This window comes from Streptomyces sp. NPDC001848 (genome assembly GCF_042891915.1).
Taxonomy (GTDB): domain Bacteria; phylum Actinomycetota; class Actinomycetes; order Streptomycetales; family Streptomycetaceae; genus Streptomyces.
On the sequence record NZ_JBIATP010000007.1, the window covers coordinates 379805 to 406262 of the forward strand.

Annotated in this window: 25 protein-coding genes; 11 read left to right on the forward strand and 14 right to left on the reverse strand. The window is 69.4% G+C overall.

Translation table 11 applies throughout. The features are described from left to right. Positions 1-45 precede the first annotated feature (45 nt). Positions 46-993 (reverse strand): glucose-1-phosphate thymidylyltransferase RfbA, encoded by a 948-nt coding sequence (gene rfbA / locus ACFYZJ_RS17195; protein ID WP_388568453.1) that lies wholly within the window; start codon positions 991-993, stop codon positions 46-48. Positions 994-1247: 254 nt separating this feature from the next. On the opposite strand from rfbA, the gene ACFYZJ_RS17200 reads away from it, so the two are divergent. Continuing rightward, positions 1248-2528 carry a glycosyltransferase 87 family protein gene (locus tag ACFYZJ_RS17200; protein ID WP_388568455.1) on the forward strand — a complete coding sequence of 427 codons (1281 nt, stop codon included), beginning with the start codon at positions 1248-1250 and terminating at the stop codon, positions 2526-2528. A gap of 105 nt (positions 2529-2633) precedes the next feature. Here the strand turns inward: ACFYZJ_RS17200 and ACFYZJ_RS17205 are convergent, their stop codons facing one another. Further along, entirely contained in the window at positions 2634-3689 is a 1056-nt protein-coding gene (locus ACFYZJ_RS17205) for a glycosyltransferase family 2 protein (RefSeq protein WP_388568611.1), read from the reverse strand. Positions 3690-3820: 131 nt separating this feature from the next. Here ACFYZJ_RS17205 and ACFYZJ_RS17210 point away from each other — a divergent pair, with 131 nt between their 5' ends. Further along, positions 3821-4300, forward strand: a complete 480-nt coding sequence (locus ACFYZJ_RS17210; protein ID WP_388568457.1) for a GtrA family protein — start codon at positions 3821-3823, stop codon at positions 4298-4300. 165 nt (positions 4301-4465) lie between these two features. On the opposite strand, the gene ACFYZJ_RS17215 is transcribed toward ACFYZJ_RS17210, so the two are convergent. Continuing rightward, positions 4466-6289, reverse strand: a complete 1824-nt coding sequence (locus tag ACFYZJ_RS17215) for a phosphoenolpyruvate carboxykinase (GTP) (protein WP_388568460.1) — start codon at positions 6287-6289, stop codon at positions 4466-4468. A gap of 317 nt (positions 6290-6606) precedes the next feature. Between ACFYZJ_RS17215 and ACFYZJ_RS17220 the strand changes: the two genes are divergently transcribed. The 3 genes from ACFYZJ_RS17220 to ACFYZJ_RS17230 all read left to right on the forward strand — a co-directional run bounded on the left by ACFYZJ_RS17220 (position 6607) and on the right by ACFYZJ_RS17230 (position 8888). Further along, complete coding sequence (locus ACFYZJ_RS17220) at positions 6607-7320, forward strand: hemolysin III family protein (RefSeq protein ID WP_388568462.1); 714 nt, start codon at positions 6607-6609, stop codon at positions 7318-7320. 154 nt (positions 7321-7474) lie between these two features. Then, a complete protein-coding gene (locus ACFYZJ_RS17225) occupies positions 7475-8131 on the forward strand; it encodes a TetR/AcrR family transcriptional regulator (protein WP_388568464.1) in 657 nt (218 codons plus the stop codon). Between the two features lie 25 nt (positions 8132-8156). Then, a complete protein-coding gene (locus ACFYZJ_RS17230; protein WP_388568467.1) occupies positions 8157-8888 on the forward strand; it encodes a Mut7-C RNAse domain-containing protein in 732 nt (243 codons plus the stop codon). On the opposite strand, the gene ACFYZJ_RS17235 is transcribed toward ACFYZJ_RS17230, so the two are convergent. The 5 genes from ACFYZJ_RS17235 to ACFYZJ_RS17255 form a co-directional block, all read right to left on the reverse strand. Next, the gene (locus ACFYZJ_RS17235; protein WP_388568470.1) at positions 8885-11284 is read right to left on the reverse strand and encodes a galactose oxidase-like domain-containing protein; all 2400 of its coding nucleotides are present in this window, start codon (positions 11282-11284) and stop codon (positions 8885-8887) included. The genes ACFYZJ_RS17230 and ACFYZJ_RS17235 overlap by 4 nt on opposite strands. Positions 11285-11322: 38 nt before the next feature. After that, positions 11323-12528 carry a glycosyltransferase gene (locus ACFYZJ_RS17240; RefSeq protein WP_388568473.1) on the reverse strand — a complete coding sequence of 402 codons (1206 nt, stop codon included), beginning with the start codon at positions 12526-12528 and terminating at the stop codon, positions 11323-11325. After that, positions 12525-14168, reverse strand: a complete 1644-nt coding sequence (locus ACFYZJ_RS17245; RefSeq protein ID WP_388568475.1) for an ArnT family glycosyltransferase — start codon at positions 14166-14168, stop codon at positions 12525-12527. The genes ACFYZJ_RS17240 and ACFYZJ_RS17245 overlap by 4 nt, the downstream gene beginning before the upstream one ends. Beyond that, positions 14165-15442: a glycosyltransferase gene (locus ACFYZJ_RS17250; RefSeq protein ID WP_388568479.1), complete on the reverse strand. Its 1278-nt coding sequence runs from the start codon at positions 15440-15442 to the stop codon at positions 14165-14167. Before ACFYZJ_RS17250 ends, ACFYZJ_RS17245 begins: the two co-directional genes overlap by 4 nt. A gap of 203 nt (positions 15443-15645) precedes the next feature. Next, on the reverse strand, positions 15646-17673 hold the full coding sequence (locus tag ACFYZJ_RS17255; protein WP_388568481.1) for a thioredoxin domain-containing protein: 2028 nt from the start codon (positions 17671-17673) through the stop codon (positions 15646-15648). A 176-nt stretch (positions 17674-17849) separates the two neighbouring features. Between ACFYZJ_RS17255 and ACFYZJ_RS17260 the strand changes: the two genes are divergently transcribed. Then, positions 17850-18008: a hypothetical protein gene (locus ACFYZJ_RS17260; RefSeq protein WP_388568483.1), complete on the forward strand. Its 159-nt coding sequence runs from the start codon at positions 17850-17852 to the stop codon at positions 18006-18008. A gap of 124 nt (positions 18009-18132) precedes the next feature. Here the strand turns inward: ACFYZJ_RS17260 and ACFYZJ_RS17265 are convergent, their stop codons facing one another. Both ACFYZJ_RS17265 and mca read right to left on the reverse strand, forming a co-directional pair. Further along, the gene (locus tag ACFYZJ_RS17265; protein ID WP_388568485.1) at positions 18133-18402 is read right to left on the reverse strand and encodes a hypothetical protein; all 270 of its coding nucleotides are present in this window, start codon (positions 18400-18402) and stop codon (positions 18133-18135) included. Between the two features lie 6 nt (positions 18403-18408). Then, on the reverse strand, positions 18409-19287 hold the full coding sequence (mca, locus tag ACFYZJ_RS17270) for a mycothiol conjugate amidase Mca (RefSeq protein WP_388568487.1): 879 nt from the start codon (positions 19285-19287) through the stop codon (positions 18409-18411). A gap of 156 nt (positions 19288-19443) precedes the next feature. On the opposite strand from mca, the gene ACFYZJ_RS17275 reads away from it, so the two are divergent. Then, on the forward strand, positions 19444-19842 hold the full coding sequence (locus ACFYZJ_RS17275) for a DUF4307 domain-containing protein (RefSeq protein ID WP_388568489.1): 399 nt from the start codon (positions 19444-19446) through the stop codon (positions 19840-19842). Between the two features lie 168 nt (positions 19843-20010). After that, positions 20011-20508 (forward strand): transcription elongation factor GreA, encoded by a 498-nt coding sequence (gene greA / locus ACFYZJ_RS17280; protein ID WP_388568491.1) that lies wholly within the window; start codon positions 20011-20013, stop codon positions 20506-20508. Positions 20509-20878: 370 nt separating this feature from the next. Here the strand turns inward: greA and ACFYZJ_RS17285 are convergent, their stop codons facing one another. The 4 genes from ACFYZJ_RS17285 to ilvA form a co-directional block, all read right to left on the reverse strand. Continuing rightward, entirely contained in the window at positions 20879-21313 is a 435-nt protein-coding gene (locus ACFYZJ_RS17285) for a VOC family protein (protein ID WP_388568494.1), read from the reverse strand. A 122-nt stretch (positions 21314-21435) separates the two neighbouring features. Then, positions 21436-22287: an ABC transporter permease gene (locus ACFYZJ_RS17290; protein ID WP_388568496.1), complete on the reverse strand. Its 852-nt coding sequence runs from the start codon at positions 22285-22287 to the stop codon at positions 21436-21438. Continuing rightward, positions 22284-23294: an ATP-binding cassette domain-containing protein gene (locus tag ACFYZJ_RS17295; protein WP_388568499.1), complete on the reverse strand. Its 1011-nt coding sequence runs from the start codon at positions 23292-23294 to the stop codon at positions 22284-22286. Before ACFYZJ_RS17295 ends, ACFYZJ_RS17290 begins: the two co-directional genes overlap by 4 nt. Before the next feature lie 211 nt (positions 23295-23505). Continuing rightward, positions 23506-24735 carry a threonine ammonia-lyase gene (gene ilvA, locus ACFYZJ_RS17300; protein ID WP_388568502.1) on the reverse strand — a complete coding sequence of 410 codons (1230 nt, stop codon included), beginning with the start codon at positions 24733-24735 and terminating at the stop codon, positions 23506-23508. Positions 24736-24899: 164 nt separating this feature from the next. Between ilvA and ACFYZJ_RS17305 the strand changes: the two genes are divergently transcribed. From ACFYZJ_RS17305 to ACFYZJ_RS17315, 3 genes are all read left to right on the forward strand, one after another. Further along, positions 24900-25415: a MarR family winged helix-turn-helix transcriptional regulator gene (locus ACFYZJ_RS17305; RefSeq protein WP_388568614.1), complete on the forward strand. Its 516-nt coding sequence runs from the start codon at positions 24900-24902 to the stop codon at positions 25413-25415. Between the two features lie 196 nt (positions 25416-25611). Continuing rightward, complete coding sequence (locus tag ACFYZJ_RS17310; protein WP_388568505.1) at positions 25612-26115, forward strand: sigma factor-like helix-turn-helix DNA-binding protein; 504 nt, start codon at positions 25612-25614, stop codon at positions 26113-26115. Between the two features lie 91 nt (positions 26116-26206). Beyond that, on the forward strand, positions 26207-26455 hold the full coding sequence (locus ACFYZJ_RS17315; protein WP_388568507.1) for a hypothetical protein: 249 nt from the start codon (positions 26207-26209) through the stop codon (positions 26453-26455). Positions 26456-26458: the final 3 nt, after the last annotated feature.

Sequence of the window (26458 nt, forward strand, 5' to 3'; positions counted from 1 at the left end):
CTGCCGCTTTGCCAAGTCCGTGTCTTCTCGCCGTCCTCCGCGACTTCAGTGCCGGCCGAGCCCAGGCCTCGTGGACAGCAGACCCTCGCGGCGCGGTCCGGGGCCTCTCTGCGACAGGAGGAGGTGACGCGGCTCTTCCAGCAGCCCCAGTAGATAGTGGCCGTACCCGCTCTTGAGTAGCGGCTGAGCCAGTTCGCGGAGCCGGTCGTCGTCGATGAGGCCCGCCCGCCAGACCGCCTCCTCGATACAGCCCACCTTGAGGCCCTGGCGCTCCTCGATCACGCGGACGAATTCTGATGCCTGAACCATGGCGGTGAAGGTGCCCGTGTCCAGCCAGGTGGTGCCCCGGTCGAGCCGCGTGACATGCAGTTGCCCGACATCCAGGTAGACGCGGTTGAGGTCGGTGATCTCCAACTCGCCACGCGGGCTCGGTTGCAGGCCGCGGGCGATGTCCACGACGTGGTTGTCGTAGAAATACAGTCCCGGCACGGCATACCGGGACTTCGGCCGGACCGGTTTCTCTTCGATGGACAGCGCCCGGCCCAGCTCGTCGAACTCCACCACGCCGTAGGCCGAGGGGTTGGCGACCTGGTAGGCGAACACCCTGCCGCCCTTCGGATCATCGTGCTGGGCCAGCCGGGTGCCGAGACCGCTCCCGTGGAAGATGTTGTCGCCCAGGATCAGCGCGACCGACTCGTCGCCGATGAAGTCGGCGCTCAGGACGAAAGCCTGAGCGATGCCCTCCGGGCGTTCTTGTGCCATGTATTCCAGTCGCAGGCCCAGTTGACTGCCGTCGCCGAGCAGTCGGCGGAACTGGTCCTGATCCTCGGGTGTGGTGATGATCAGAATTTCCCGGACACCGGACATCACCAAGGTGGAAAGCGGGTAATAAACCATGGGTTTGTCGAAGACCGGCAGCAGTTGCTTCGAAACCGAGCGGGTCAACGGCCACAGTCGCGAACCGGTGCCCCCAGCCAGGAGAATTCCGCGCATGGCAGCACCATAGGCGAATTGCCGACGAATCCCGCTTTTTGCGCGACCCGGGAGGACCTCGATTCACCGGCGCCATTCGTCGTCGAGTCGAACTCCTTCACCCACTCGTGGCGTTCGCCGTAGGAGTCGGATGTTTCGGACATACTGCTCGGCGAGCTGCCGGGGCGGCCGTCGGTGCTCTCGTCCGGATCGGGACGTCGGGGCCGGATGCCGTCCGTCCGGCGCGATCGAGCGCGACCTGAACGGAGTCCGGAATGCCCGACACAGCCGCCGAGGGACCACGTCGGCGCGGGGCCGAACTGACGGCGATGACGCTGGCCGCCTACGCCACCGTGGTGGCCGCCCTCTCGGTCCGTATCCTGCTGCTGCCCGGCGAGTCGGGGGACTACCTGACATTCCTCGAGCCCTGGTACTGGCACCTCTCGACCTTCGGCGGGTTCCGCGCCCTCGCCGACCCGAGCTTCTCCAACTACAACGTCCCCTACCTCTACCTGCTGGCCGCGCTGACCTACCTGCCGCTGCCGGCGCTGGTGGGCATCAAGTGGATCTCGATCCTGTTCGACCTGGCGTTGGCGTACTACACCTTCCGGATCGTGTCCCTGCTCCGGCCCGCCCGCTCCTGGCCGGCACTCGGTGCTGCCGCGGTGGTGCTCTTCCTGCCCACCGTCGTCACCAACAGCGGATGGTGGGGACAGTGCGACGCCATCTACGCGGCCTTCCTGGCCGGGGGGGTCCACCACGTACTGCGCCACCGGCCGTGGTGGGCGTGCACGTTCTTCGGTATCGCCCTGGCATTCAAGTTCCAGGCCGTTTTCCTCTTTCCTCTTCTGATCCTCCTGGTGCTCGTGGGGCGGGTGCCGTGGCGGAGCCTGCTCGCCGTTCCCGCGGCGTACCTCGCACTCGACGTCCCGGCCCTCGCATTCGGCGCCGACCCGGTGCAGCTGCTGACCGTCTACGCGCAGCAGGCGGACACGTACCACGACCTCTCCCTGTTCGGGCCGTCCGTCTACCAGTTCGTGTCGGTGCCCGGCGACACCGACGCCGTACGCAGAGCGGGTGTCCTGGTCGCGGGGACGCTCCTGTCGCTCCTGATCGGGCTGGCTGTGTGGTCCCTGCGGCACGGCCGACGCGGCGTCCCGGCGGCCGGCCGCGGCGTGCCGGAACTCACCGAGACCCAGGTCGTACTGCTGGCCACCTCCTGCGCGATCGTGGTGCCGTTCCTGCTGCCCTCGATGCACGAACGGTACTTCTACGTCGCGGACGTGCTCAGCGTGATGGCCGCGTTCCGACTGCCTCGTCAGCTTTGGTACGTGCCCGTGCTGGTGCAACTCGCCTCGTTCGGCAGCTACCTGAAGTGCATTGCCCCGGGCGTGTCTCCGTATCTGTCAATGCCCGCGCACAGTGCCCTGATGCTGCTGGCGCTGATCGCCGTGCTCAGGACGACCGCCCAGGAGCTGCGCCGCGGGCCGGAAGCACCGGCCGTGCCCAGCCAGTCGGCCGTCGCCAGGAACACGACCGAGCCGGCCCGGACGTAGCAGCCGCTCCGGACGTGGGAGCCGGTAGCCGGGCAGAACAACCTGGCCCCCATAACGGCCCGGCGCACCGGCACAGCGCGTCGGGCCGTCACGGGGGTCTGCGTCCTACAGGATGCCCTGGCTGTCGAGGAAGTCCTGTGGGCTTCCCTCTCCGCGCCGCGGGCCCGGCCAGGCGATGTCCCTGCTGGAGGCCTGTCCCGTGTCGGTGTCGTCGGCGACGTAGTAGGTCGGGCGTTGCTGGACGGCGGTGTAGATGCGGCCGATGTATTCACCGAGCAGGCCCAGGCAGATGAGCTGGACGGCGCCGATGAAGAGGACGGTGGTGATCAGGGAGGTCCAGCCGGGGGTGGTGTCGCCCGACGCGTACGCGGCCAGCGTGTACGGAGCCATGCCGAGGCAGACCAAGAAGGCGAGGATGCCCAGCCAGGTGGCCAGCCGCAAGGGTGCCACAGAGAAGCCGATGATGCTGTCGACCGCCAGCAGGACCATCTTGCGCAGCGGGTACTTGGTCTGACCGGCCACGCGTTGGTCGCGGTGGTAGGCGACCTCCCCGCTGGGAAAGCCGAGCCAGGGGATGAGCAGCCGGTACACCTGCGGCTGGTCGGGCAGGGCCTTCAAGGCGTCGAGGGCGTTGCGCGACAGGAGGCGGAAGTCGCCTGCCTGGGTGGGGACATGGCTGCCGATGACGCGACGCACGAGCCGGTAATAGGCGCCTGCGGTGCGGCGTTTGAAACCGGTGTCCGTGGAGCGGTCGGCGCGTACGCCGTAGACGACGTCCAGGTGCCGGGTGCGGGCCAGGGCGAGCATTTCGGGGATCTTCTCCGGGGGATCCTGGAGATCGGCGTCGAGGCTCGCGGCGTAGCGGCCACGGGCGTAGTGCAGGCCGGCGGTCAGCGCGGCCTGGTGCCCGCAGTTGCGGCGCAGTCTCACCACCTTCAACTGCGGCCAGGTCGCCCGCAGGACCACCAGGTCTTCCGCCGTCCGGTCCGTGGAGCCGTCGTCCACCGCGATGACCTCGTATGCCTCCCCGGTCCCGTCCAGCACTGGCCGCAGCCGCTCCACGAGCGCCGGCAGCGCCTCTTCCTCGTTGAACATCGGGATCACGACCGACAACTCAACCGATGACTCGATCTGGGCGGTCGGGTCGTGGAGCGCATCCATCATGAGAAGATCCCAGTCCATTCCCGGAACGGGCAGACGTAATAAAACGTCTTAATTTCTCACGTACCGTACAATGTCGGGTGTTTCAACGCGTCCAGACACACGTCTTCGAAACCCGGGTGCCGTAACCGATGCCCAGATCGATTGAGCCCGTCCGGGACGCCATCGCGCCCCCCGTGGTGGCAGAAGCCGACACGTCCGCCGTCGGCGTGACCGAGGCAGGGGTCGGTCGGCAGCTGCCGGTGTTCGCGGTCATCGGCGTGCTGTCCACCGCCGCCTATCTGGGCCTGTACGCGGCGCTTCGGCCGGTGCTCGACGCCCAGCCCGCCAACCTGGTCGCGCTGCTGGTCACGGCAGTGGCCAACACCGCCGCCAACCGCCGGTTCACCTTCGGGGTGCAGGGAGCGGACGGGGCCGTCCGGCACCAACTCCAGGGTCTGGCCGCCTTCTTCGCCGGTCTCGTTCTGAGCAGCGGCGCCCTCGCCCTGGTGCATCGTGCCCTGCCGGACGCGCCGCACATCGCCGAGGTCGGCGCACTGATCGTGGCCAACGCCGCCGCGACAGCGGCGCGTTTCGCGCTCCTGCGACTGTGGGTGTTCAGAAGGGCGTGACACATGGCGTGTTCGTGCGGGGACACGACGGGCCGGGGCCCGCCCCGTACGCCGTTGTACGGGGCGGGCCCCGGCCCGTTGGAACGCGGTGCTGTCACCGCGGCCGGTCTTGGCGACGTCGCAGGTCAGGGCAAGTCGGACCGGCCGCGGAGTGGTACGGGGCCGTCAGCCCAGGCGCTGCACCAACGCGCGGTACTCGTCCCACAGCTCCTTCGGGGTGTGGTCACCGAAGGTGTTGAGGTGCTCGGGGACCAGGGCGGCCTCCTCGCGCCAGACCTCCTTGTCGACCGTGAGCAGGAAGTCCAGGTCGGACTCGGACAGTTCGAGGCCGTTCGTGTCCAGGGCCCCCTTGGCCGGAAGGATGCCGATCGGTGTCTCGACGCCCTCCGCCTTGCCCTCCAGGCGCTCGACGATCCACTTCAGGACGCGGCTGTTCTCGCCGAACCCCGGCCAGACGAACTTGCCCTCGTCGTTCTTGCGGAACCAGTTGACGTAGTAGATCTTCGGCAGCTTGGACTGGTCCTTGTCCTTGGCCACGTCGATCCAGTGGGCCATGTAGTCGCCCATGTTGTAGCCGCAGAAGGGCAGCATCGCGAAGGGGTCGCGGCGCAGCTCGCCGACCTTGCCCTCGGCCGCGGCGGTCTTCTCGGAGGCGACGTTGGCGCCGAGGAACACGCCGTGGTTCCAGTCGAACGACTCCGTCACCAGCGGGACCGCGGTGGCGCGGCGGCCACCGAACAGGATCGCCGAGATCGGTACACCCTTGGGGTCCTCCCACTCGGGCGCGATGATCGGGCACTGGGAGGCCGGCACCGTGAAGCGGGCGTTGGGGTGGGCGGCCGGGGTCTCGGACTCCGGCGTCCAGTCGTTGCCCTTCCAGTCGGTCAGGTGGGCGGGCGACTCCTCGGTCATGCCCTCCCACCAGATGTCGTTGTCGTCGGTGAGGGCGACGTTGGTGAAGACCGCGTTGCCCCACAGCGTCTTCATCGCGTTGGCGTTGGTGTGCTCTCCGGTGCCGGGCGCGACGCCGAAGAAGCCGGCCTCGGGGTTGATGGCGTACAGGCGGCCGTCCTCACCGAAACGCATCCACGCGATGTCGTCGCCGATCGTCTCGACCGTCCAGCCGGAGATCGTCGGCTCCAGCATGGCGAGGTTCGTCTTGCCGCAGGCGCTCGGGAAGGCGGCGGCGACGTACTTGGACTCGCCCTGCGGCGGGGTGAGCTTGAGGATCAGCATGTGCTCGGCCAGCCAGCCCTCGTCACGCGCCATGACCGACGCGATACGCAGCGCGTAGCACTTCTTGCCGAGCAGCGCGTTGCCGCCGTAGCCGGAGCCGTAGGACCAGATCTCCCGGGACTCCGGGAAGTGCGAGATGTACTTGGTCGAGTTGCAGGGCCAGGGCACGTCCTCCTGGCCGGGTTCCAGCGGGGCGCCCAGGGAGTGGACGGCCTTGACGAAGAAGCCCTCGGGGCCGAGCTCGTCGAGGACCGCCTGGCCCATGCGCGTCATGGTGCGCATCGAGACAGCGACGTAGGCGGAGTCGGTGATCTCCACGCCGATCGCGGAGAGCGGCGAGCCGAGCGGGCCCATGCAGAAGGGCACGACGTACATCGTCCGGCCGCGCATGGAGCCGCGGAACAGGCCGTTCTCGCCCTGAAAGATCTCCCGCATCTCCGCGGGCGCCTTCCAGTGGTTCGTCGGACCCGCGTCCTCCTCCTTCTCGGAGCAGATGAACGTCCGGTCCTCGACCCGGGCGACGTCCGTCGGGTCGGAGGCCGCGTAGTAGGAGTTCGGGCGCTTGATCGGGTCGAGCTTCTTGAAGGTGCCCTTGCGGACGAGCTCATCGCACAAGCGCTCGTATTCGGCCTCGGATCCGTCACACCAGACCACGCTGTCCGGCTGCGTCAGTTCGGCGATCTCGTTGACCCACGAGATCAGGTCCTTGTGCTGGGTGGGGACGGTTGAGGGAGCCGCGATGTCGCGCGCCACGATTGCTCCTAGATGAGGGATTTTTTGTTGGTTGCCCCGTGGGGGCCGCGACCCGGATGCTTCGTAGCCGCTCATCCGGTGCCGACCGCACTCATTTGATCATCCGACGAGATTGCGCATCTGTCCAGAGGACGTCACACCTGAGCGGAGTGGGGATCGCCACACGTCTCCGCGTTTCTTTGCGTGCACGTAGACTTCGACAGAAGGTTTTTTTGCGGCGCGGCCGTACCGGTACAAACCGGATAGGCGAGGTGATACCGGTCGCATCGATCGCAGTTTGATCCGCAACTTACGGTTCCGTAGGTACCATGCGGCGCATGACTGCGTCCGTCCCCGACGCGCCCACGGACTCGCCGGCAGCAGGCCGCGGTCCCGTGGCGCTCTCCCTGCCCCACCCGGTCAAGCCGAAGCTCCGCGGCTGGCTGCACCTGGGGATGTTCCCGGCCGTACTCATCGCGGGCCTCGTTCTCACGGCCCTCGCGGATTCCACGAGAGGCCGCATCGCCTGCGGCATCTACGTCCTGACCGCCTGTCTGCTCTTCGGCGTCAGCGCGCTCTACCACCGCGGCAACTGGAGCCCGCGCATGGACGGCGTGCTGCGCAGGCTCGACCACGCGAACATCTTCCTGATCATCGCGGGCACGTACACACCGCTGACCCTGCTGCTCCTGCCGGGGGCGAAGGGACGGTGGCTGCTGTGGGGGATCTGGGGCGCTGCGATCGCAGGCATAGCCTTCCGGGTCTTCTGGGTCGGCGCCCCACGCTGGCTCTACACGCCCTGCTACATCGCGATGGGCTGGGCGGCCGTGTTCTTCCTGCCCGACTTCATGCGGACGGGCGGGATCGCGGTGCTGGTGCTCGTCGTCGTGGGCGGACTGCTCTACAGCGCGGGTGGCGTGATCTACGGCATCAAGCGACCGAACCCGTCACCGCGCTGGTTCGGCTTCCACGAGGTCTTCCACTCCTTCACGCTGGCGGCGTTCGTGGTGCACTACGTGTGCATCTCGCTCGTCGCGTATCAGCACACCTAGGCGCCCTCCTGTTCCTCCTTCGTGGCCACGGCTCCGGGAGCCGTGGCCATTTTTGCGCGCCGACGGCCGATACTGACAGTGATACGTTTTTTACAGTTTCTTCCATTAAACGGCTGCTGTCAGTCACTGGTAGCCACCGGGCGGGTGCCCGACAATGACCGTCATGACCGCCGCACGTACCCGCAGCTCCCCCGCCTCCCCCGCCGACCGCCCCCGGCTGGGCCTCCGTGAACGCAAGAAGATCAAGACCCGGGAGGCGATCCGCGCGGCCACGTACGTGCTGATCGAGGAGCAGGGGTACGACGCCACGACGATCGAGCAGATCGCCGACCGTGCGGAGGTGTCGCCGTCGACCGTCTTCCGGTACTTCCCGACCAAGGAGGACATCGTCCTCACGGACGAGTACGACCCGCTGCTGGAGCAGGAGCTGCTGGTCCGCCCCGCGGACGAGTCGTGGCTGGACTCCCTGCGCTACGTGATGCGCAAGGCCATCGGTCTGCAGGGTGCCGAGGAGCCCCGGGTGACCCGGCTGCGCACGAAACTGATGGTCGAGGTGCCCGCGGTGCGCTCCCGGATGAGGGAGAGCATGTCGGTCACCGGCCGCCTGCTGTGCCGGGTCATCGCGGAGCGCACCGGGCGGGACCCGGAGGGACTGGAGGTGCGGGTCTTCGCGATGTCCCTCATCGGCGGCCTGATGGAGACCTCGCTGTACTGGGCCGAGAACGGTCACCGGGAGGACCTCGCCGACCTCGTCGACCGGGCGCTGGACGTCCTGGAGCACGGACTCGAGCGGAAACCCGAGGGCTCCTGAGCAGGCCGCGTGCCATCCTGAGCACGTGAACGGACCCGAGATCCACATCGAGTTCGCCCCCGAGCTGGGACTCTTCGTTCCGCATGCGCGGCGCGGGCGCCCCACGGAGGTCGTCACCGACGGAGCGTCCACGCTCGGTCATGTCGTCGAGTCGCTGGGTGTGCCGCTGACCGAGGTCGGGGCGCTCGTCGTGGACGGCCGCGCCGTGGCTGCGTCCCATGTGCCGACCGCCGGGGAGACCATCGAGGTGCGCCCCGTCGAGCGCCCCCAGCGGGTGCCCGGCGCCCCGCTCCGCTTCCTCCTCGACGTCCACCTCGGCACCCTGGCCCGCCGACTGCGGCTGCTCGGCGTGGACGCGGCGTACGAGTCCACGGACATCGGGGACGCGGCGCTCGCCGCCCAGTCGGCCGCCGAGCGCCGGGTGATGCTCAGCCGCGACCGGGGACTGCTGCGCCGCCGCGAGCTGTGGGCCGGCGCGTTCGTCTACAGCACCCGCCCGGACGACCAACTCCGCGACGTGCTCGACCGGTTCGCGCCCGAGCTGCGGCCCTGGACGCGCTGCACGGCCTGCAACGGCCTGCTGCGGGAGGCCACCAAGGACGAGGTCGCGCACCAGCTCCAACACGGCACCCGGCGGACGTACGACGTCTTCGCCCGCTGCCTCGACTGCGGCCGCGCCTACTGGAAGGGCGCGCACCACGACCAGCTGGAGGCGATCGTGGAGCGCGCCCTCGCGCAGGCGTCGAGCCGCGGCTAACGCCTCTTCAGGTCACCCTTGGAGCACGCCATCCCGTCCCCGTTCGGGTCGAGGCCCAGTGGGTCGTCCTTGCCGTTGACCCTCAGGCGGCCGTAGTCGTTCGCCTTCAGCCAGGCGCAGCGGGCGGCCGTCGTCTTCTTCACCTGGGGCGGGAAGACCGTCGGTACGCAGACGTTGACCGAGCCGTAGTGGCGGTCGCAGCCGGAGATCGTCGGGCTGACCTTCTGCGACGTGCGCTTCGGACCCGCACTCGTCGTCCTGCCCTCCAGGGAGTCGGCGAAGGAGTGGACGTGCGCGGAGGCCGTGTCCGCGGACAGGGCCGCCGGGCCCTGGAGATGGATCCACTGCGCGAGAGAGGGAACGCCGTTCGCGTCGACCGCGAAGAGCATGTACCAGCCGGGCGGGGCCAGGTCGGGGTTGCTGGTCACGTTCAGGTCGACGTTGTTGCCGTCCACGGACAGCGGCAGGTCCACGAACCGCTGGTTGGGGTCGGAGGAGTGGGTGACCGCCGCGGGGCGGATCAGCTCCGCCTTGGCGATGGGCCGGTCGACGGTGATGCGCTGTGTGGTGCCGTACGTCCACTCGTTGGTGATCACCGAGGTGATCGTCGGGCGGGGCCCCTTGAACAGGTACGGCGGGGAGTAGATCGACACGTTGTGGTTCCAGGTGCCGTTTCCCGGGTTGTCGCCGGTCGCCATGATGCGGCCGTCCGGCAGCAGGAACGCGGAGGAGTGGTAACCGCGGGACTCGGGGTCGGCGGCCACCGGGTCGAAGGTGGAGGTGTTCGGGTCGAAGATCGACGACTCGTAGACCGGGTTGGCCCGGTTGTGCAGGGCGCCGCCCGTCTCCAGCACCTTGCCGTCGGGCATCAGGACCGCCGAGACGTACATCTTGCCCTGGTTGCCGGTCTCGGCGACCTTGCCGTCTCCGAGGTCGACCGTGCCCTGCGGCAGCGGCGGCCCGGCGGTGTAGGACGGGTTGGGCTGCTTGAGGTCGATGATGTCGGTGAGGCGGTTGGCGTCCGGGTTGGAGTCGATGTTGCCGCCGCCGATGGTGAGGACCTTCTGGTCCTGTGCCGGGGGCAGCAGCACGCTCGCCGACTGGTCGCGCTCGTCCTTGTTCTGCAGGCCCGGGATCTGCGTGATCGTGTTGGCGTTGTAGTCGTAGATCGCGGAACCGGTGCCGGGGATGTTGTTGCCGAAGACATGGCTGCCCGAGTAGAAGAGGCGGCCGTCCTGCATCAGGATCATCGACGGGTACAGGCCCCAGTACGACCAGGTCTGGTTGACCTTCCACAGCGGCAGCCACTGCTGGTCCTTGTCCGACCAGTACTCGGTGGTCACCGAGCCCGTGGAGTCCTCGCGCAGCCCGCCGAAGGAGATCACGTCACCGTTGCCGAGCTCGGTCGCCGACGGGTACCAGTGGCCGTCGTTGAGGTCGTTCGTCTTGGAGTACGTCTCCGTCTTCGGGTCGAAGATGTACGAGTCCTTGAAGCCCTCGTAGCCGTGCCCGCCCGGCACCGGATACGCCTTGTTGCCGCTGAGCACCAGCACGCGCCCGTCCTGGAGCTGGATGTGCCCGGCGCAGAACATGTCCTTCGGGGTCGGGATCACCTCGTACGAACCGTTCGACGGGTCGTAGACCGCGCTGGTGAACGAGCCCGCCGCGAAGTTCTCCTCGCTGTTGCCGGAGCCGGCGATCAGCAGGACCTTGCCGTTGTTGAGCACGACGGAGTGCATGGAGCGGACCGGGTTCTGGGTGGGCAGGACCGTCCAACTGCCGTTGGCGCACTGGTCCGCCGTGCCGGTGCACTGCGGGGGCGGCAGTGGGTCCGCGACCTGCTCCATCGTGTAGTCGTCGGTGGTGACGGAGCCGGTGCCGTACACCGACACACCCCAGGTGATCATGTCGGTGCCGTCCGGGACCGCCGGAGTGCGCACGCTCGCCTGCGCCCAGGCGGAGCTCATGTCGAGCGTCTTGAGGTCGGTCCAGTACTGCCAGCCGGCGGTCGTGTCGTGCCGGAACAGGGTGACCGAGGTGTCGGGGGTCGTCGACTTGTACCAGAGCGACAGGTCGTACTGCTTCCCGGGCGTCACCACTGGAGCACAGCTCGCGGACTCGGTGATGAGCGCCTTGCGGTCGCCGCTCACGCGGCGGGTCAGCTCGACCTTCATGGCCTGGGTGCCCGAGTGGGCGTCGCTGGTGGTGGTGAAGGTGAAGTCGTTGTCGCCCCAGCCGGACTTCTCCCAGCAGTACGGCATCCCGTCGGTGCCGGCGGTCTCGAAGCCGGGGTTCTTGACGAGGTTGGCGGCGGAGGCGGGCTGCGGCGAGGTCAGGAGCAGTCCCGCGGTCAGGCCGGTCACGGCGAGCAGGGCGGTTCTGCGTCTGCCGGACACGCGGGGTCTGCGGGATATGCGGAGTCTGCGGAAGGTCTTCACATCGTTCCCCTTGCTGTGCGGCTCCCGCCCCCGGGCCGCACCCGGCCCCGGCGCGGCAGATAGACCAGCGCTTCGGTCCCCACGAAGCGCAGGACGAAGGTCAGGACCAGAGCGAGCGCGGTGGCGGGCAGGGCGCCCATGCCGAACCGGTCCACCAGCAGCGCGATCAGCGGGATGCGCAGCACCAGGTCGGCGTTGGCGAGCAGCGCGAACCTGCCCACCCGGTCCCACCAGCGGCGGTGCCGACGCCGCTCGCGGAACAGCAGTTGCTCGATGAGCAGGAAGTTCCAGGCGACACCCAGCTGGTTGGCGAGGATCTCCGCCGGTACGTAGTGCAGGCCGAGCTTGGTGAGGGCCCACAGGCCGACCAGGTTCGGTACGAAGCCGGAGGCGCCGATCAGCCCGAAGGCGACCATGCGTGCGAGCGCCGAGGCTGTGCGCAGCCCGACCAGGTGGCGCAGGAAGCGCATACCCTCCTGCGCGGTCGACTTGGACTGACCCGCGAACCGTTCCTGGAAGACGAACGGCACCTCGGTGACCTCACGCGGCCTGCTGCGCACCGCGAGTTCGAGGAGGATCTTGTAGCCGAGCGGCTGGAGGACCTCCGCGGTGAGCGCGCTGCGGCGGATCGCGAAGAAGCCGCTCATCGGGTCGCTGATACCGCGCAGCCGGCGCGGGAAGAGGGTCTTGGTCAGCCAGGTCGCGCCCCGGGAGACGGCGATCCGGTAGCCGCCCGCGAGTCCGGCGCGGCTGCCGCCCTTGATGTAGCGGGAGGCGACGACGAGGCCGGCGTTCGCACGCTCACCGGTGGCGACCAGTTCCGGGACCAGGGACGGCGGGTGCTGGAGATCGCCGTCCATGACGACGATCCAGTCGGAACCGGCCGCCTTCATGCCCTCGACGACGGCCCCGCCGAGCCCGCCGACCGGCTCCTCCCGGTGCAGCACGGTGACCGGGAACGGGCAGTCCTGCGCCTCGCGGAAGATCACCTCGGGGGTGTCGTCGGCGGAGTCGTCGACGAAGACGACTTCGCAGGGCAGGCGGGACGGCACCGACTCGGTGATCCGGTGCAGCAGTTCACGGATGTTCCCGGACTCGTTGAAGGTCGGGACGACGATGGTGACGGCGCCCGGCTCGGGCGGCTCGGCGGCCCGTACGGCCGGATCGCCGAGTTCGCCGGGGACCGTGGATTCGTGGCTCATCGGTCGCCTCCCGCGGACCGGTCGATCCGGCGGATCTCGATCCGGTCCGGCCCGGTGCCGAAGCCGGCGACGGGCGTGGAGTGCTGGATCGCTGCCTTGACGCCCGGCAGGTTGACCGCGTCGCGCCGCACCGTCGGGGAGGCGACCACGTAGTCGAGGTCGCGCCAGCCGTGCGGCATCGTCTTGGTCACCGCCGGGTCGAGGTCGGCCTTGTAGAACCAGATGACGCCGAGTCCGGGCCGGTACCCGGCGTGCACGAGGTCGAGCCAGAGGGCGTCGTCGACGAGGACCCGGGTGTCCTCCGGGTCGCTCACCTCGGTGCTCAGCCAGTGCGAGGCGGCCCGGTAGGGGGCGTTGGCGTCCGCGGTGACGGCGGTGCGGTCCCCGTCGTACCAGCGGGGCACGAGGTACGCCCCGGCGGCGGCCACGAGCAGCGCCGCCACGGCGTACCGCGCCCAGGTGACGTACGGCTTCTCGGTCCCGCCGCGCCACCGGCGCAGCACCAGGTGGACGATGCTCGCGGCGGCTCCCGCCAGGACCAGCGCCAGGAACGGCAGCGCCTGGATGACGTACATCGCGGGCAGGTAGCCGCTCGGCCGCATGGCGACCAGGGTGAGGATCGCGACGGCGAGCGCGGGACCGGCGAGCGCCCGCGCGGTGACCGACCAGCGCCAGGTGAGCAGGATGAGCAGCGCCCCGGCCAGGCCGCCGAGCGGCAGGACGCGGTCGTAGTAGAGCCAGGAGTGCAGGACTCCGTAGGAGCCGGAGCCGGGGTCGAGGATGAATCCGGAACCCGCCCGGCTCATCTGGTAGCGGATGCCGTCCCACAGGGAGACATGACCGGCACCCGGCAGCAACTCGCCCTTCAACAGGGCGAACAGGGGGTACGACAGCCCGATCAGCGCGCATGCCGTGATGGCGCCGGTGAGCGCGAACTTGCGGGTGTCGCGGTGGCTGTGGCGCCACATGGTGAGGAAGACCGCGGGCAGGACGACGAGCATCGTCTCCTTGGTCAGGACGCCTGCGGCGGCGGCGAGGCCCGCGCCGAAGTGGTGCCAGAGGTGACGGCTCGGGGAGGCGGCCAGGGTGAACGCGAGGAGCGTCCACATGACCGCGATGTTGTCGAGGAAGATCTCCCGCTGCAGGACCACCGACAGCGGGGAAAGCCCGAAGAGGGCCATGGCGAGGCCGGCGGCCCACATCGGCAGCTTCAGGCGGCGGGCGAGGACGTACACCAGGACCGCGCTCACCGCGCTGACCAGCAGCATCGCGCCCCTCATCGAGCCGACCGTCATCAGGCCGGCGTCCAGGTGGGCGGGGATCCAGGTGAGCAGGGCTATCTGGATCCAGCCGAGGGGCGGGTGGTCGTACCAGTACGTGTAGTGGGCGAGCCCGTGGCCGTTCTGCACCGCCCACGCCTGGGCGAGGTAGGTGCCCTCGTCGTCGCTGAGGGTCGGGTAGCCGGCGATGTTCCAGCCCTGCACCGTGAGGATCGCCGCGAGGAGCACTCCGCAGAGGATCAGATCGGGGCGGGAGCTGCGGAAACGGAACGCCGGAGGGGACACGGGGACGGATACGGGGACACGTGTGCCCTGCGCGGGGACCTTCGTGCCGGTCACCGCGGGCAGAGTGGAGGTCACGCAGCAACGTCCTCTCGGGACTCGCGGATCACGCCCGCCGTGGTCAGGTGGGCGCCGACATGGCTGGTCAGCTCCCAGTCGTTGCGGCCGCGCTGCTCGCGCCAGACGGCACGGATCGCGGCGCCGGCGAGGAGCACCTGGTAGAAGGGGCCGCCCACGATGAGCTTCACGTAGTGGACGAAGCGCACGCGCAGCCCGTACTGCTTGCCGAAGTCGTGCAGGCCCACGACCTCGAAGACGAAGGTGACCGCGGCGGTCACGAGCGGCAGGAAGGTGAGGAAGGCGACGCCCACCGGGACGTCCAGGAAGAGGGCCACGCCCGCGTTGAGCGGGATGATGACGCCGGCGAACGCCTGCAGGAACGGTGTCATCAGGGTGTAGCGGGCGAGCAGCCGCTGTCCGAAACCGGGCAGTTGCTTCCAGTCCTTCTTGCGGTAGACCTGCAGGAAGCCCTGGTTCCAGCGGGTGCGCTGCTTGAGCAGCGACATCAGTGAGCCGGGGGTCTCCTCCCGGGTCACCATGTCGGAGTCGTAGGCGACGACGACCTTCTTGCCGACGCTGGAGAGCCTGACGCCCAGGTCGCAGTCCTCGGCGAGGCAGTTGGGGTCCCAGCCGTCGGCTTCCCTCAGCACGTCGGTCCGTACGAAGACGGTGTTGCCGCCGAGCGGGATGAACCCCTTCTGCGCGTGCAGGTGCAGCCGGGAGCGGAACCAGAAGAAGTACTCCAGGCAGTTGCGCAGGCTGTACCAGCTGGAGTGGAAGTTGATCAGCTGCACCCCGCCCTGGACGACGTCCGCGCCGGTGGTGCGGAACGCGTGGTCGACATGGGCGAGCAGCGCCGGGTGGACCTGGTCCTCGGCGTCGAAGACCCCGACGACGTCGCCGCGGCAGTGTGGCAGCGCCGTGTTCATGGCCTTCGGCTTGTTCTTCTTCTCGTGGTGGTCGACGACGACGCGGACCCGTGCGTCCCGGGCCGCGGCCCTGCGGGCGACCTCGGTGGTCTCCGGGTCGTCGTGTCCCACGATGACGATGATCTCGAAGTCGGTGTGCGTGGACTCCAGCAGCCGCTGGATCGTGTGGTCCAGCACGGCCTGTTCATGTCTCGCGGGCAGCAGCAGCGAGAACGACACGTGCTCGGCGCCGTCCGGACTGCTGAACCGGGTGGAGGCAAGCACCTCGGGCGTACGCCACGCGTGCATCTGCCACCACAGAGTGAAGGCCGCCATCCAGAACAAGGCCAGCGAGACGACGGCAATAAAGACAGACGTCAGCAAAAAGATCCCCCCAGATCCCCAAACCCCCTGTCGCGACAGCAAGTTACGTCTGTCGCGTCACCGTGGAGAGACTAGGAGGGAACTGTGAAGCCCGGGAGCTCTTCAGATAAATAGCTTGTTTCGGAACGGCCCGTTCCTTACGGGGATCTATCCGAACACCTGCTCAATCCGACTATCCGGAACCAAACGTTCCATGAGGCGTTTCAGCCGCTCAGCGCCGTGCGGAGCCGTTCGGGGTCGGTGGTCGGGACGTCGCACGTGAAGTTACGGCAGACATACGCGGTCGGTTCGTCATCGACCAGAATCCGGTCAACCAGGAGCGGCAGCTCATCACTCTCCGGAGTGCCGAGGGCCACGACGGCGCCGGGTGCCGTGCCCAGAAGCGCCGTGCGGTGCAGGGCCCTTGTGGCGGGGTCGTCGAGCGCCGGACCGACGATCGCGACCTCGCGCGGCCCGTCGAGGAGCGCCTCGGCGACCGCGAGCCCCCATCCGATGAACCGCGGCACCCGCGGCCCGAGCGCCTTGACCACACCCAACGCCCGCTCGGCAGCGGCACGGTGGGGTTCCGAACCGGTCTGAGCGGCGTACGACAACAGCGCGCCCGCGGCGGCGGTCCAGCCCGACGGGGTGGCGTTGTCGGTGGGGTCCTGGGGGCGGCGGATGAGTTTCTCGGCGTCCGCGGCGGTGTCGTAAAGCGTGCCGCTGTCGTCGGTGAACCGCGCGAGCACGTGGTCGAGCAGGAACCCGGCGAACTCCAGCCACACACCCTCACCGGTGACGGAGGCGAGCGCCAGGAAGCCCTCGGCGACGTCCGCGTAGTCCTCCAGCACGCCGGCGTTCGCGCCCACCCGGCCGTCCTTCGATGTACGGGCCAGCCGGGCGTGCTCGTCCAGGTGCAGCCGTACGAGCAGGTCGGCGGCGCCGAGCGCGGCGTCCACGAGGTCGGGGCGGTCGAAGTACGCGCCGGTCTCGGCGAGCGCGGCGATCGCGAGGCCGTTCCAGGCGGCGACCACCTTGTCGTCACGGCCCGGGGCGGGGCGCTCGGCCCGCCTCCCGAAGAGGCGCCGCCGGATCGACTCGATCCGCTGGGCGTCGAACAGCCCCTCCTGCTGCGGGAGTTGGAGAACGGAGGAACCGCGCTCGAAGGTGCCCTCCTCGGTCACCCCGAAGTACCGGGCGGCGAGTTCGGCGTCGTCGTCCCCGAGCACCTCGCGGAACTGCTCCGGGGTCCACACGTAGTACGCGCCCTCGACGTGCCGGCCAGTCCCGTCGTCGCTGTCGGCGTCCAGCGCGGAGGCGAACCCGCCCTCGGCGGTGCGCAGTTCCCGCACCATGAAGTCGGCGGTCTCCAGGGCGACCCGGCGGGCGAGGTCCGAGCCGGTGGCCCGCCACAGGTGCGCGTAGACGCGGCACAGCAGGGCGTTGTCGTAGAGCATCTTCTCGAAGTGCGGCACCACCCAGTCCCGGTCGACGGAGTAGCGGGCGAAGCCGCCGCCGAGCTGGTCGTAGATACCGCCGCGGGCCATACGCTCACAGGTGTCCTGCGCCATCTGCAGGGCGCCCTCGGAGCCGGTGCGGGCGTGGTGGCGCAGCAGGAACTCGATCACCATGGACGGCGGGAACTTGGGCCCCCCGCCGAAGCCGCCGCGCTGCGGGTCGTACTCACGGGTGAGTCCGAGGAGCGCCTGGGCGAGCTCCTCCTCGCCGGGCGCCCGAGTGTCGCCGTAGCTGATCTCCCGCTGGGCGAGGTCCCGCGCGATCTTCCCGGCGACCTCGGTCACCTCGCTCCGGCGATCGACCCAGGCCTGCCGGACACCTTCGAGGACCTGCAGGAAGGAGGGCATGCCGTGGCGGGGGGCGGGCGGGAAGTAGGTGCCGAAGTAGAAGGGCTCGGCGTCCGGGGTGAGAAAGACGGTCATGGGCCAGCCGCCGTGGCCGGTCGCGGCCTGGACGGCCTCCATGTAGACGGCGTCGACGTCGGGGCGCTCTTCACGGTCGACCTTGACGCTGACGAAGTGCTCGTTGAGGAAGTCGGCGGTCCGCTGGTCCTCGAACGACTCGTGTGCCATGACGTGGCACCAGTGACAGCTGCTGTATCCGACACTCAGCAGGACGGGCACGTTCCGCCGGCGGGCCTCGTCGAAGGCCTCCTCCGACCAGGGCCACCAGTCGACGGGATTGTCGGCGTGCTGGAGCAGATACGGGGACGTCTCATGGGCCAGTCGGTTCACCGTTCCACTCTCCCACGGCATCGGGCACGGCGTGGAACCGCAGACCGACCGGGCGCGCCCCCTCCGGGGCCCGCTCGCGCGGGTGGGTCCTGCCGGCGGCGGGCTGCGCGGCCACGGCAGGGCTCGGCTTCCGTGGGCACGTCTACGCGCGGCTCACGGCTTCGGCGACGACGGCGGTGACGGTTCTGGACGCGTGCTTCGACATAACCGCGTCGGCGCCCGGCGCGGCCCTGGCCCAGGCGGTGGACTGCGCGGCGATGGAGGGGGCGCCGACGGGGGCGTGCGTGTTCCTGGCGGCGTCGCGCCGGCTGCCCGGTGCCGGGCAGTGCCGGTGAGAGGGCCGGAGGGCCGACTCAGCGGCACGCCGCAGCGGCCGTGCTCCTGGCGCGCGCGTGCGAAGCGCTCGCCCGGCGCCAGGGCACAGGCTGCCCCTGCGGGCGGTGACGGAGGGGCCGGGCCTCAGCCCTGCTGGGCCTTGGGCGCGCCCTTGGCCGTCGCCGGGCCGGAGCCCTTCTTCCCGGCCTTCTCGCCCGAGGCGTCGGCGTCCTCCTCGAAGGACACCTTGCCCATGTGCTTGTTCATGGACTTCATCAGTCCCCACACGGCCAGTGCCATCACCGCGAAGACGATGAAGCCGAGGACACCGGGGGTGACCTTGTTCTCGTCGACCTCGGCCAGCGGCACCAGGTGCGTCACGGCCAGGCTCACGCTTGCGCTCATGTCAGGCATTGTCCCTCAGGACTCGCGGACGCCCGCAAAGAGGTCGTCCTCCGGGAGCGAGGTGTCCACGAGCGACTTCGCCAGCTCGTACTCCTCGGTCGGCCAGACCTCCTTCTGGAGCTCCATCGGCACGCGGAACCAGCCGCCGTCGGGGTCGATCTGCGTGCGGTGCGCGATTAGCGCCTTGTCGCGGATCTCGAAGAAGTCGGCGCACGGGATGTGGGTGGTCAGGGTGCGCTCGGCGCGGTTGAACTCGTCCCACCGCTTGAGCCACTCCCCGTACGGCGACTCCAGCCCGCGCTCCAGCATCGCCTTGTGCAGGGCCTCGGTGCGGGGGCGGTTGAAGCCCTGGTTGTAGTACAGCTTCAGCGGCTGCCAGGCGGGGCCGAACTCCGCCTCCGGGTACTTCTCGGTGTCCGCCGCGCCCTCGAACGCCACCATCGAGATCTTGTGGGTCATGATGTGGTCGGGGTGCGGGTAGCCGCCGTTCTCGTCGTAGGTGGTGATCACCTGCGGACGGAACGCGCGGATCTTGCGGACCAGCTCACCGGCCGCCTTGTCGACGTCCTCCAAGGCGAAGCAGCCCTCCGGCAGCGGGGGCAGCGGGTCGCCCTCGGGGAGACCGGAGTCGACGAAGCCGAGCCACTCCTGCTTGACGCCGAGGATCTCGCGAGCCTCGTCCATCTCCTTCTTGCGTACCTCGTGGATGTGCTCCTCGATGTACTTGTCGCCCTGAAGCTTCGGGTTGAGGATGGAGCCGCGCTCCCCGCCCGTGCAGGTCACCACGAGCACGTCCACCCCCTCGGACACGTACTTCGCCATGGTGGCCGCGCCCTTGCTCGACTCGTCGTCGGGGTGGGCGTGCACGGCCATCAGTCGCAGTTGGTCAGTCAAGACTCGATCCTCGGTCAGTCGGCAGGTCGGCGCCCGGTGTGATGCGGCGCGATGGGCGGCTTCTATAGTGACCGAATCGGAGGGTGAAAAATTCCGGGTCCGGTCCCCGGGCGTCCTTTTCGGGACATCCGTCCCGGGCCGGCCGAGAGGACGATCATGAGTACGGTGAGCACGCGACTGCCCCAGGACCGCTACGGGCGCTCCTCGGACGAGCGCGCCGACCGCACACTCAAGATCGTCGGCAGTGTGCTGGGAGCGGCGCTGCTCATGCTCGTCGGCTGGTTCGCGTACCACTACGTCGGTCAGAACAAGATCAGCGGCCAGGTCATCACCTTCGAGACCTCGCAGCACGCGGTCAAGGCTCACCTCGAGGTACGCAAGGACGCGGACGCCACCGGCTACTGCACCCTGCGGTCCCAGTCGGCGGACGGCACCGAGGTCGGCCGGGCGGACTTCCGGTTCGGCGGACACGCCACGCGCATCGACAAGGTCGTCACGCTGCGCACCACAGCGCCGGGGACGACGGCGGAGCTGCTGGGCTGTCACGCGGACTGATGTGACTCGTGTCGCGCAGGGTCTGACCTGCATCGACGTAATTCCGACGGCTTATGTCCTCCCCCTTTCGCCGGTGAATTGTTAGGCTCGTGGTTTCGCCCACCCGTGGAGGAACATGCTTCTGGGTAGGGCGATGCTTTGTATTCCCAGTACCGACGAGGAGCACCTGTGACCCAGACCAGCGAGAACGTCACCTGGCTGACCCAGGAGGCGTACAACCAGCTCAAGGCCGAGCTGGAGTACCTTTCTGGTCCTGCGCGCACGGAGATCGCCGCCAAGATCGCGGCCGCGCGCGAGGAGGGCGACCTGCGTGAGAACGGCGGGTACCACGCGGCCAAGGAGGAGCAGGGCAAGCAGGAGCTCCGTGTGCGCCAGCTGACCCAGCTCCTGGAGAACGCCAAGGTCGGCGAGGCTCCGGCGGCCGAGGGCGTGGTGGCACCGGGCATGGTCGTCACGATCGCCTTCGACGGTGACGAGGACGACACCCTGACCTTCCTGCTGGCCTCGCGCGAGTACGCGAGCGGCGACATCGAGACCTACTCGCCGCAGTCCCCGCTGGGCACGGGCGTGAACGGCAAGAAGGTCGGCGAGGACGCCGAGTACGAGCTGCCGAACGGCAAGAAGGCCATGGTGAGGATCCTCAAGGCCGAGCCCTACCAGGGCTGAGCCTCCCCGACACTTCGCGGCCCCGGGCGCTTCGGGCGCGCCCCGGGGCCTCGTCGTGCTCCGGATGCCTTGCCGTGCCCCGGGCGCCTTGCCGTGCCCCGGGCGCCTTGCCGTGCCCCGGGCGCCTTGCCGTGCCCCGGTGCCTTCTCATGTCGCCGGTTCCTGTCATGCCACCGGCCACTCTGTGCCCGGAACGACCAGGCGGTCCGTGCTCCCGGCCGGCTTCAGGCCGTTCGGCAGCGCGGACCGCCGCGCATTTGGCTCAGTCCGCGATCGGCAGGTACAGCCGGTCCCCCGCCCCAGGGAACTCCTTTGACTTCCGGATGACTACACAGCGGACGCCGGCGGGGACCGCTCCGTCGCCGGATGCTCAGTCGAGGCAGAACTCGTTGCCCTCAATGTCCTGCATCACGATGCACGACTCGTTTTCGTCATCGGCAGGCAGTAGTCGCACGCGCGCCGCGCCGAGTGCGACCAGTCGTGCGCACTCGGCCTCAAGCGTGGCCAGGCGCTCTTCACCAACAAGCCCGGTGCCGACCCGAACGTCAAGATGCAGCCGATTCTTGACGACCTTGCCCTCGGGAACGCGCTGGAAGTACATTCGCGGGCCCACACCCGAGGGATCCATGCACACAAACGCTGAACCCTGACGCTCAGGCGGCAGCGAGCGATTGAAATCGTCCCAAGTGGCAAAACCCTCCGGTGGCGGCGGTACGACGTACCCCAAGACATCGCACCAAAAACGAGCGACGCGCTCAGGTTCTGCGCAATCGAAAGTAACTTGGAACTGCTTGACCGATGCCATCGGTCCACCGTAGCAGGGGACGCAGTTGCTCAATTCCCTGTCAAAGTCCGCATATTGACGACAGAACGACCCTTGCTCACCTGCAACCTGGCCGGCCTCGGCGAGCAAGTTCAGCGGCGCCATCAACCGGCCGCCCGTCGGTACTTACGGACCGCGAGCGTGCGGAAGATCAGGATGATCACGACCGACCAGATCAGCGAGGCCCACACGGGGTGCTGCATGGGCCAGGCGTCGGGCGTCCGGAAGCCCGGGGGAAGGTTGCCGAACAGCTCGCGGCACGCCTGCACGGTCGCGCTGAACGGGTTCCACTCCGCGATGTGCCGCAGGAACGACGGCAGCTTGTTCGCGTCCACGAATGCGTTCGAGATGAATGTCAGCGGAAACAGCCAGATCAGGCCGCCCGAGGTCGCCGCTTCAGGAGTGCGCACGGACAGGCCGATGAGCGCGCCGATCCACGAGAACGCGTAACCGAGCAGGAGGAGCAGGCCGAATCCGGCGAGCACCTTGCCGAAGTTCTCGTGTGTGCGCCAGCCGACGATCAGAGCGACGACCGCCAGGACGACGAGGGTGAGCGCCGTCTGCACCAGATCGGCGATGGTGCGGCCGGTCAGCACCGCACCCCGTGCCATCGGCAGGGAACGGAAGCGGTCGATGAGTCCCTTGTGCATGTCGTCGGCGATACCCGCGCCCGCGCCCGCCGTGGCGAACGTGACGGTCTGGGCGAAGATGCCGGCCATCAGGAACTCGCGGTAGGCCTGGGTGGTGCTGGACGAGCCGACCTGGATCGAGCCGCCGAACACGTAGGTGAACAGCACCACGAACATGATGGGCTGGATCAGCCCGAAGATCAGCATCTCGGGAATCCGGGCCATACGAATCAGATTCCGCTGGGCGACGACCAGTGAGTCGCGGACGGACTGGACGACGGGGTTGGCGGGCGCCGCGACGGGCACGGCGTCGGTTGCGGCACTCACTTGGCGGTCTCCTTCGTGCGCTTGCGGGCCTTGGGGTCCTCGGCCGCGCCGTTCTCCTCGGGCTTCTCCTCGGCGGCGTGGCCCGTCAGGGACAGGAAGACGTCGTCGAGGGTCGGGCGGCGCAGTCCTATGTCGTCCATCTCGACGCCACGGCTGTCCAGCTCGCGGATGATCTCGGCGAGGAGCTTGGCGCCTCCGGTGACCGGGACCGTGAGCTTGCGGGTGTGGTCCTCGACGGTGGTGTCGCCCTTGCCGAAGCGGCTCAGCACCTCGGCTGCGGTCGCGATGCGCTCGCGCTCGTGCACCACGACCTCCACGCGCTCACCGCCCGTGCGTGCCTTGAGCTGGTCGGAGGTGCCACGGGCGATGACGCGGCCGTGGTCGACGACGGCGATGTCGTGCGCCAGGTGGTCGGCCTCCTCGAGGTACTGGGTGGTCAGCAGCAGGGTCGTACCGTCGGAGACGAGTTGTTTGATGACCTCCCACAGCTGCTGGCGGTTGCGCGGGTCGAGGCCGGTCGTCGGCTCGTCCATGAACATCACGGGCGGCCGGACCACCAGCGCGGCGGCGAGGTCGAGGCGGCGGCGCATACCCCCGGAGTAGGTCTTGGTGGGGCGGTCGGCGGCGTCCGTGAGGTGGAACTGCTCCAGCAGCTCGGCCGCACGCTCCTTGGCCGCCTTGCCACGCATCTGATAGAGCCGGCCCACCATCTGGAGGTTCTCGCGGCCGGTCAGGTACTCATCGACGGCGGCGAACTGCCCGGACAGGCCGACCGAGCGGCGCACCGCGTCCGGGTCCTTCAGCACGTCGATGCCCGCGACGAGCGCCCTGCCGCTGTCCGGGCGCAGCAGGGTCGTCAGACAGCGGACCGTGGTGGTCTTGCCCGCTCCGTTCGGCCCGAGGAGGCCGAGCACGGTGCCCTGGGGGACGTCGAGGTCGACGCCGTCCAGAGCCCTTACGTCGCCGAAGGTCTTCACCAGGCCTTCGGCATGGATGGCGCCTGGCATATGAGTTCTCCACGTCGTCGTCGGAAAAAATGGCAAGCCGCCGGGGACAGGGGTGTGGCAAAGTACGCGCAAAACGCGATGCCGGCGAGTGCCCGTCACAACGTGACGAGACACGGGTACGCGGCACCGGGTGACGAGACACACACCATAACGCGATGTATCGCGTTTCTCAATGGATTTACGCCGACTGCTGTCGGCACCCCGTCCGGCCTCAACCGATGACGGTGTAACCCGCCTCCCGCAGCGCGTGCCCGACCTCCGCGCAGTGCTCCGGGCCCTTCGTCTCCAGGTGCAGCTCGACCTCCGCCTCCGTGAGGCCGAGCCGGGGGTCGGTCCGCACGTGGCTCACGTCGAGGACGTTGGCGTCCACCAGCGACAGCACCCCGAGGAGCGTGGCCAGGGCGCCCGGGCGGTCGGTCAGCCGCAGCCGTACGGCCAGGTAGCGGCCCTGCGCGGCCATGCCGTGCCGCAGGATGCGCTGCAGCAGCACCGGGTCGACGTTGCCGCCGGACAGCACCGCGACCACCGGGCCTGCGAAGGCGCCCGGATCGCTCAACAGGGCCGCGACGGGGCTCGCGCCGGCCGGCTCGACGACCAGCTTGGCCCGCTCCATGCAGAGCAGCACCGCGGCGGACAGCGCGTCCTCGGACACGGTACGGACCTCGTCGACCAGTTCGCGGACGATACGGAACGGCACGTCACCGGGCCGCCCCACCCGGATGCCGTCGGCCATGGTCGCCGCGCTCTCGACCGCCACCGGCCGTCCCGCCGCCAGCGAAGGCGGATACGCGGCCGCGCCCTCCGCCTGCACCCCCACCACCCGTACGTCCGGGCGCAGCGCCTTCACCACGGTCGCGATGCCCGCGACCAGCCCGCCACCGCCGGTGCCGACGACGATCGTGCGCACATCGGGGCACTGCTCCAGGATCTCCAGGCCCACCGTGCCCTGTCCCGCGATGATGTCCGGGTGGTCGAACGGGTGGATGAACACCGCACCCGTCTCGGCCGCGTACTCCTGCGCGGCGGCCAGCGTCTCGTCCACCACCTGGCCGTGCAGCCGCACGTCCGCGCCGTACTCGCGGGTCGCGCTGATCTTCGGCAGCGGGGCGCCCTTCGGCATGAACACGGTGGAGTGCACGCCGAGCAGCGCGGAGGCGAGGGCCACGCCCTGCGCGTGGTTGCCCGCGCTCGCGGCGACGACGCCCGCGGCACGCTCCTCGGGCAGCAGCCCCGCGATGCGGACGTACGCGCCGCGCAGCTTGAACGACCCGGTGCGCTGGAGGTTCTCGCACTTCAGGTGCACCGGGGCGCCGACCAGCTGGGACAGGTGCCTGCTGCCCTCCAGGGCGGTGACACGTGCGACACCCGAGAGCATCTTCTGGGCGCCCCGGACGTCGTCCGGCGTCACCGTCGGCAGGGAGTCGGCCGTGCTGTAGTTCATGACCACCAGTCTCGCAGTTCACGCCCGTCCACAGCGGGTGTGACCAAGGCGCGAAACGGGTTTGCACAGCCCTGGTACACCCCGCGCCCCGGCCGCGTACCCTGTCCCCCAACCCAGCTCCCCACGCACGAAGTGAGCCCCCGGCGATGCCCACAACACCTGAGATGTCGATGGACATGACCGAGATGAGCGCTGTCGGTGACACCGGTCTTCTGGACACGCTGCAGCACGAGGTCGCGGTGTTCGCGCGCCGTGCCGAGCAGACGCGGCTCGGCGGGGTCGGGCAGGTGCGCAACTCCATGGACCGTGCCGCGTACCTGCTGCTCAACCGCCTCGACAAGGAAGGCCCGATGGGCGTCAAGGCGCTCGCCGCGAGCATGGGCATCGACTCCTCGACGGTCACCCGGCAGGTCGCCCCACTGGTCGACACCGGTCTCGTCAAGCGCACCTCGCATCCGGAGGACGGACGCGCGGTGGTGCTCCAGCTGTCCCCGCGCGGGCTGTCCCGGCTCGAGGAGGTACGTTCCTCCAGACGCCGGCTGATGGCCGAACTGACGCACGACTGGGCGCCGGAGGAGCGGGAGACGTTCACCACGCTCCTCACCCGCTTCAATGTGGCGCTGTCCACCCGGCAGGCCACGCAGGGCGTCGCCGGACCGGAGTCCCAGCCGGCGTCCTGAGCCTCGCACGCGTACGCCGTGACGCCGACACACGCGCGTACGGGTGCCTCCCGGCTCTTGACCCCGGGGGCGCCGCCGGTTCCCATGAGAGCGGGTCCCTGTCGTCCGTACGCCGTCCGGTGTGCCGCACGCCCTTGACGCCGTACGCACGCGCCGGGTCCCGTCCCCTCACGGTCACCGTCAGGCGGGAGGCGCGGTGCGAGAACGGCATGCGTCCCACGGCGCGCGCCGGGCCCGCGAGTTCGAGGCATTCGTCGCGGGCGCCGCCGGGCGGCTGCTGCACGCCGCGACCCTGCTCACCGCGGAGGCCCCCGACGACAACCCGGGCGCGCGGCGCCTGCTGACGCTGGCCCTCGCCCAGACGTACGCCTCCTGGGACCGACTGCGCGGCGAGGACCCCTACGCCCGGGCCCGCCAGCACCTGGCCATCCGCTTCGCGCGCGAGGCGTGGCACCGGTACGGGGCGTTCGGCCGGCACCGGGCGGCCCCGGGCAGCCTGCTGGTGAACCTGTCGCCCCAGGAACGGCTGGTTCTCGTCCTGAGAATGTACGAGGGGGTCGCCGAGGAACAGACGGCGGCTCTGCTCGGCCTGCCCGTCGAGCGGGTACGGGCGATCTGTGCCCGGGCGATGGCAACGCTGCTGCATCCCCCGCGCAGGACGGCACCTGCGGTGCCCGCACCGAAGCCGGCGCCGTCGTGACCGCGCCGTACGCGGGCGGGCGCGGCCCCCGGCCCGCCGCGCACCGCCGGACCGCCCTCCCGGGGGGGCCGTGCGCCGGAGGAGGTGCCCGGTGAACGTGTCCGAACGGGAGGCGACCGTGCGGCGGATGCTGGAGCGGACACCGCCCCCGGTACCGCCGGAGCTGTACGCGGACGTGGTGCGGCGCGGCAGCCGCATGCTGCGCCGCCGCACGGTGGCCCTCCGTCTGCTGTGGCTGGCCCTGGTGGCCGCGGCGCTCGCCTTCACCGTCTGGGCGTGGGTCGCGCACCCGTGGGTGGAGCCGCCGTCGACGACGACCCCACCGATCAGCGACTGGTGAGGC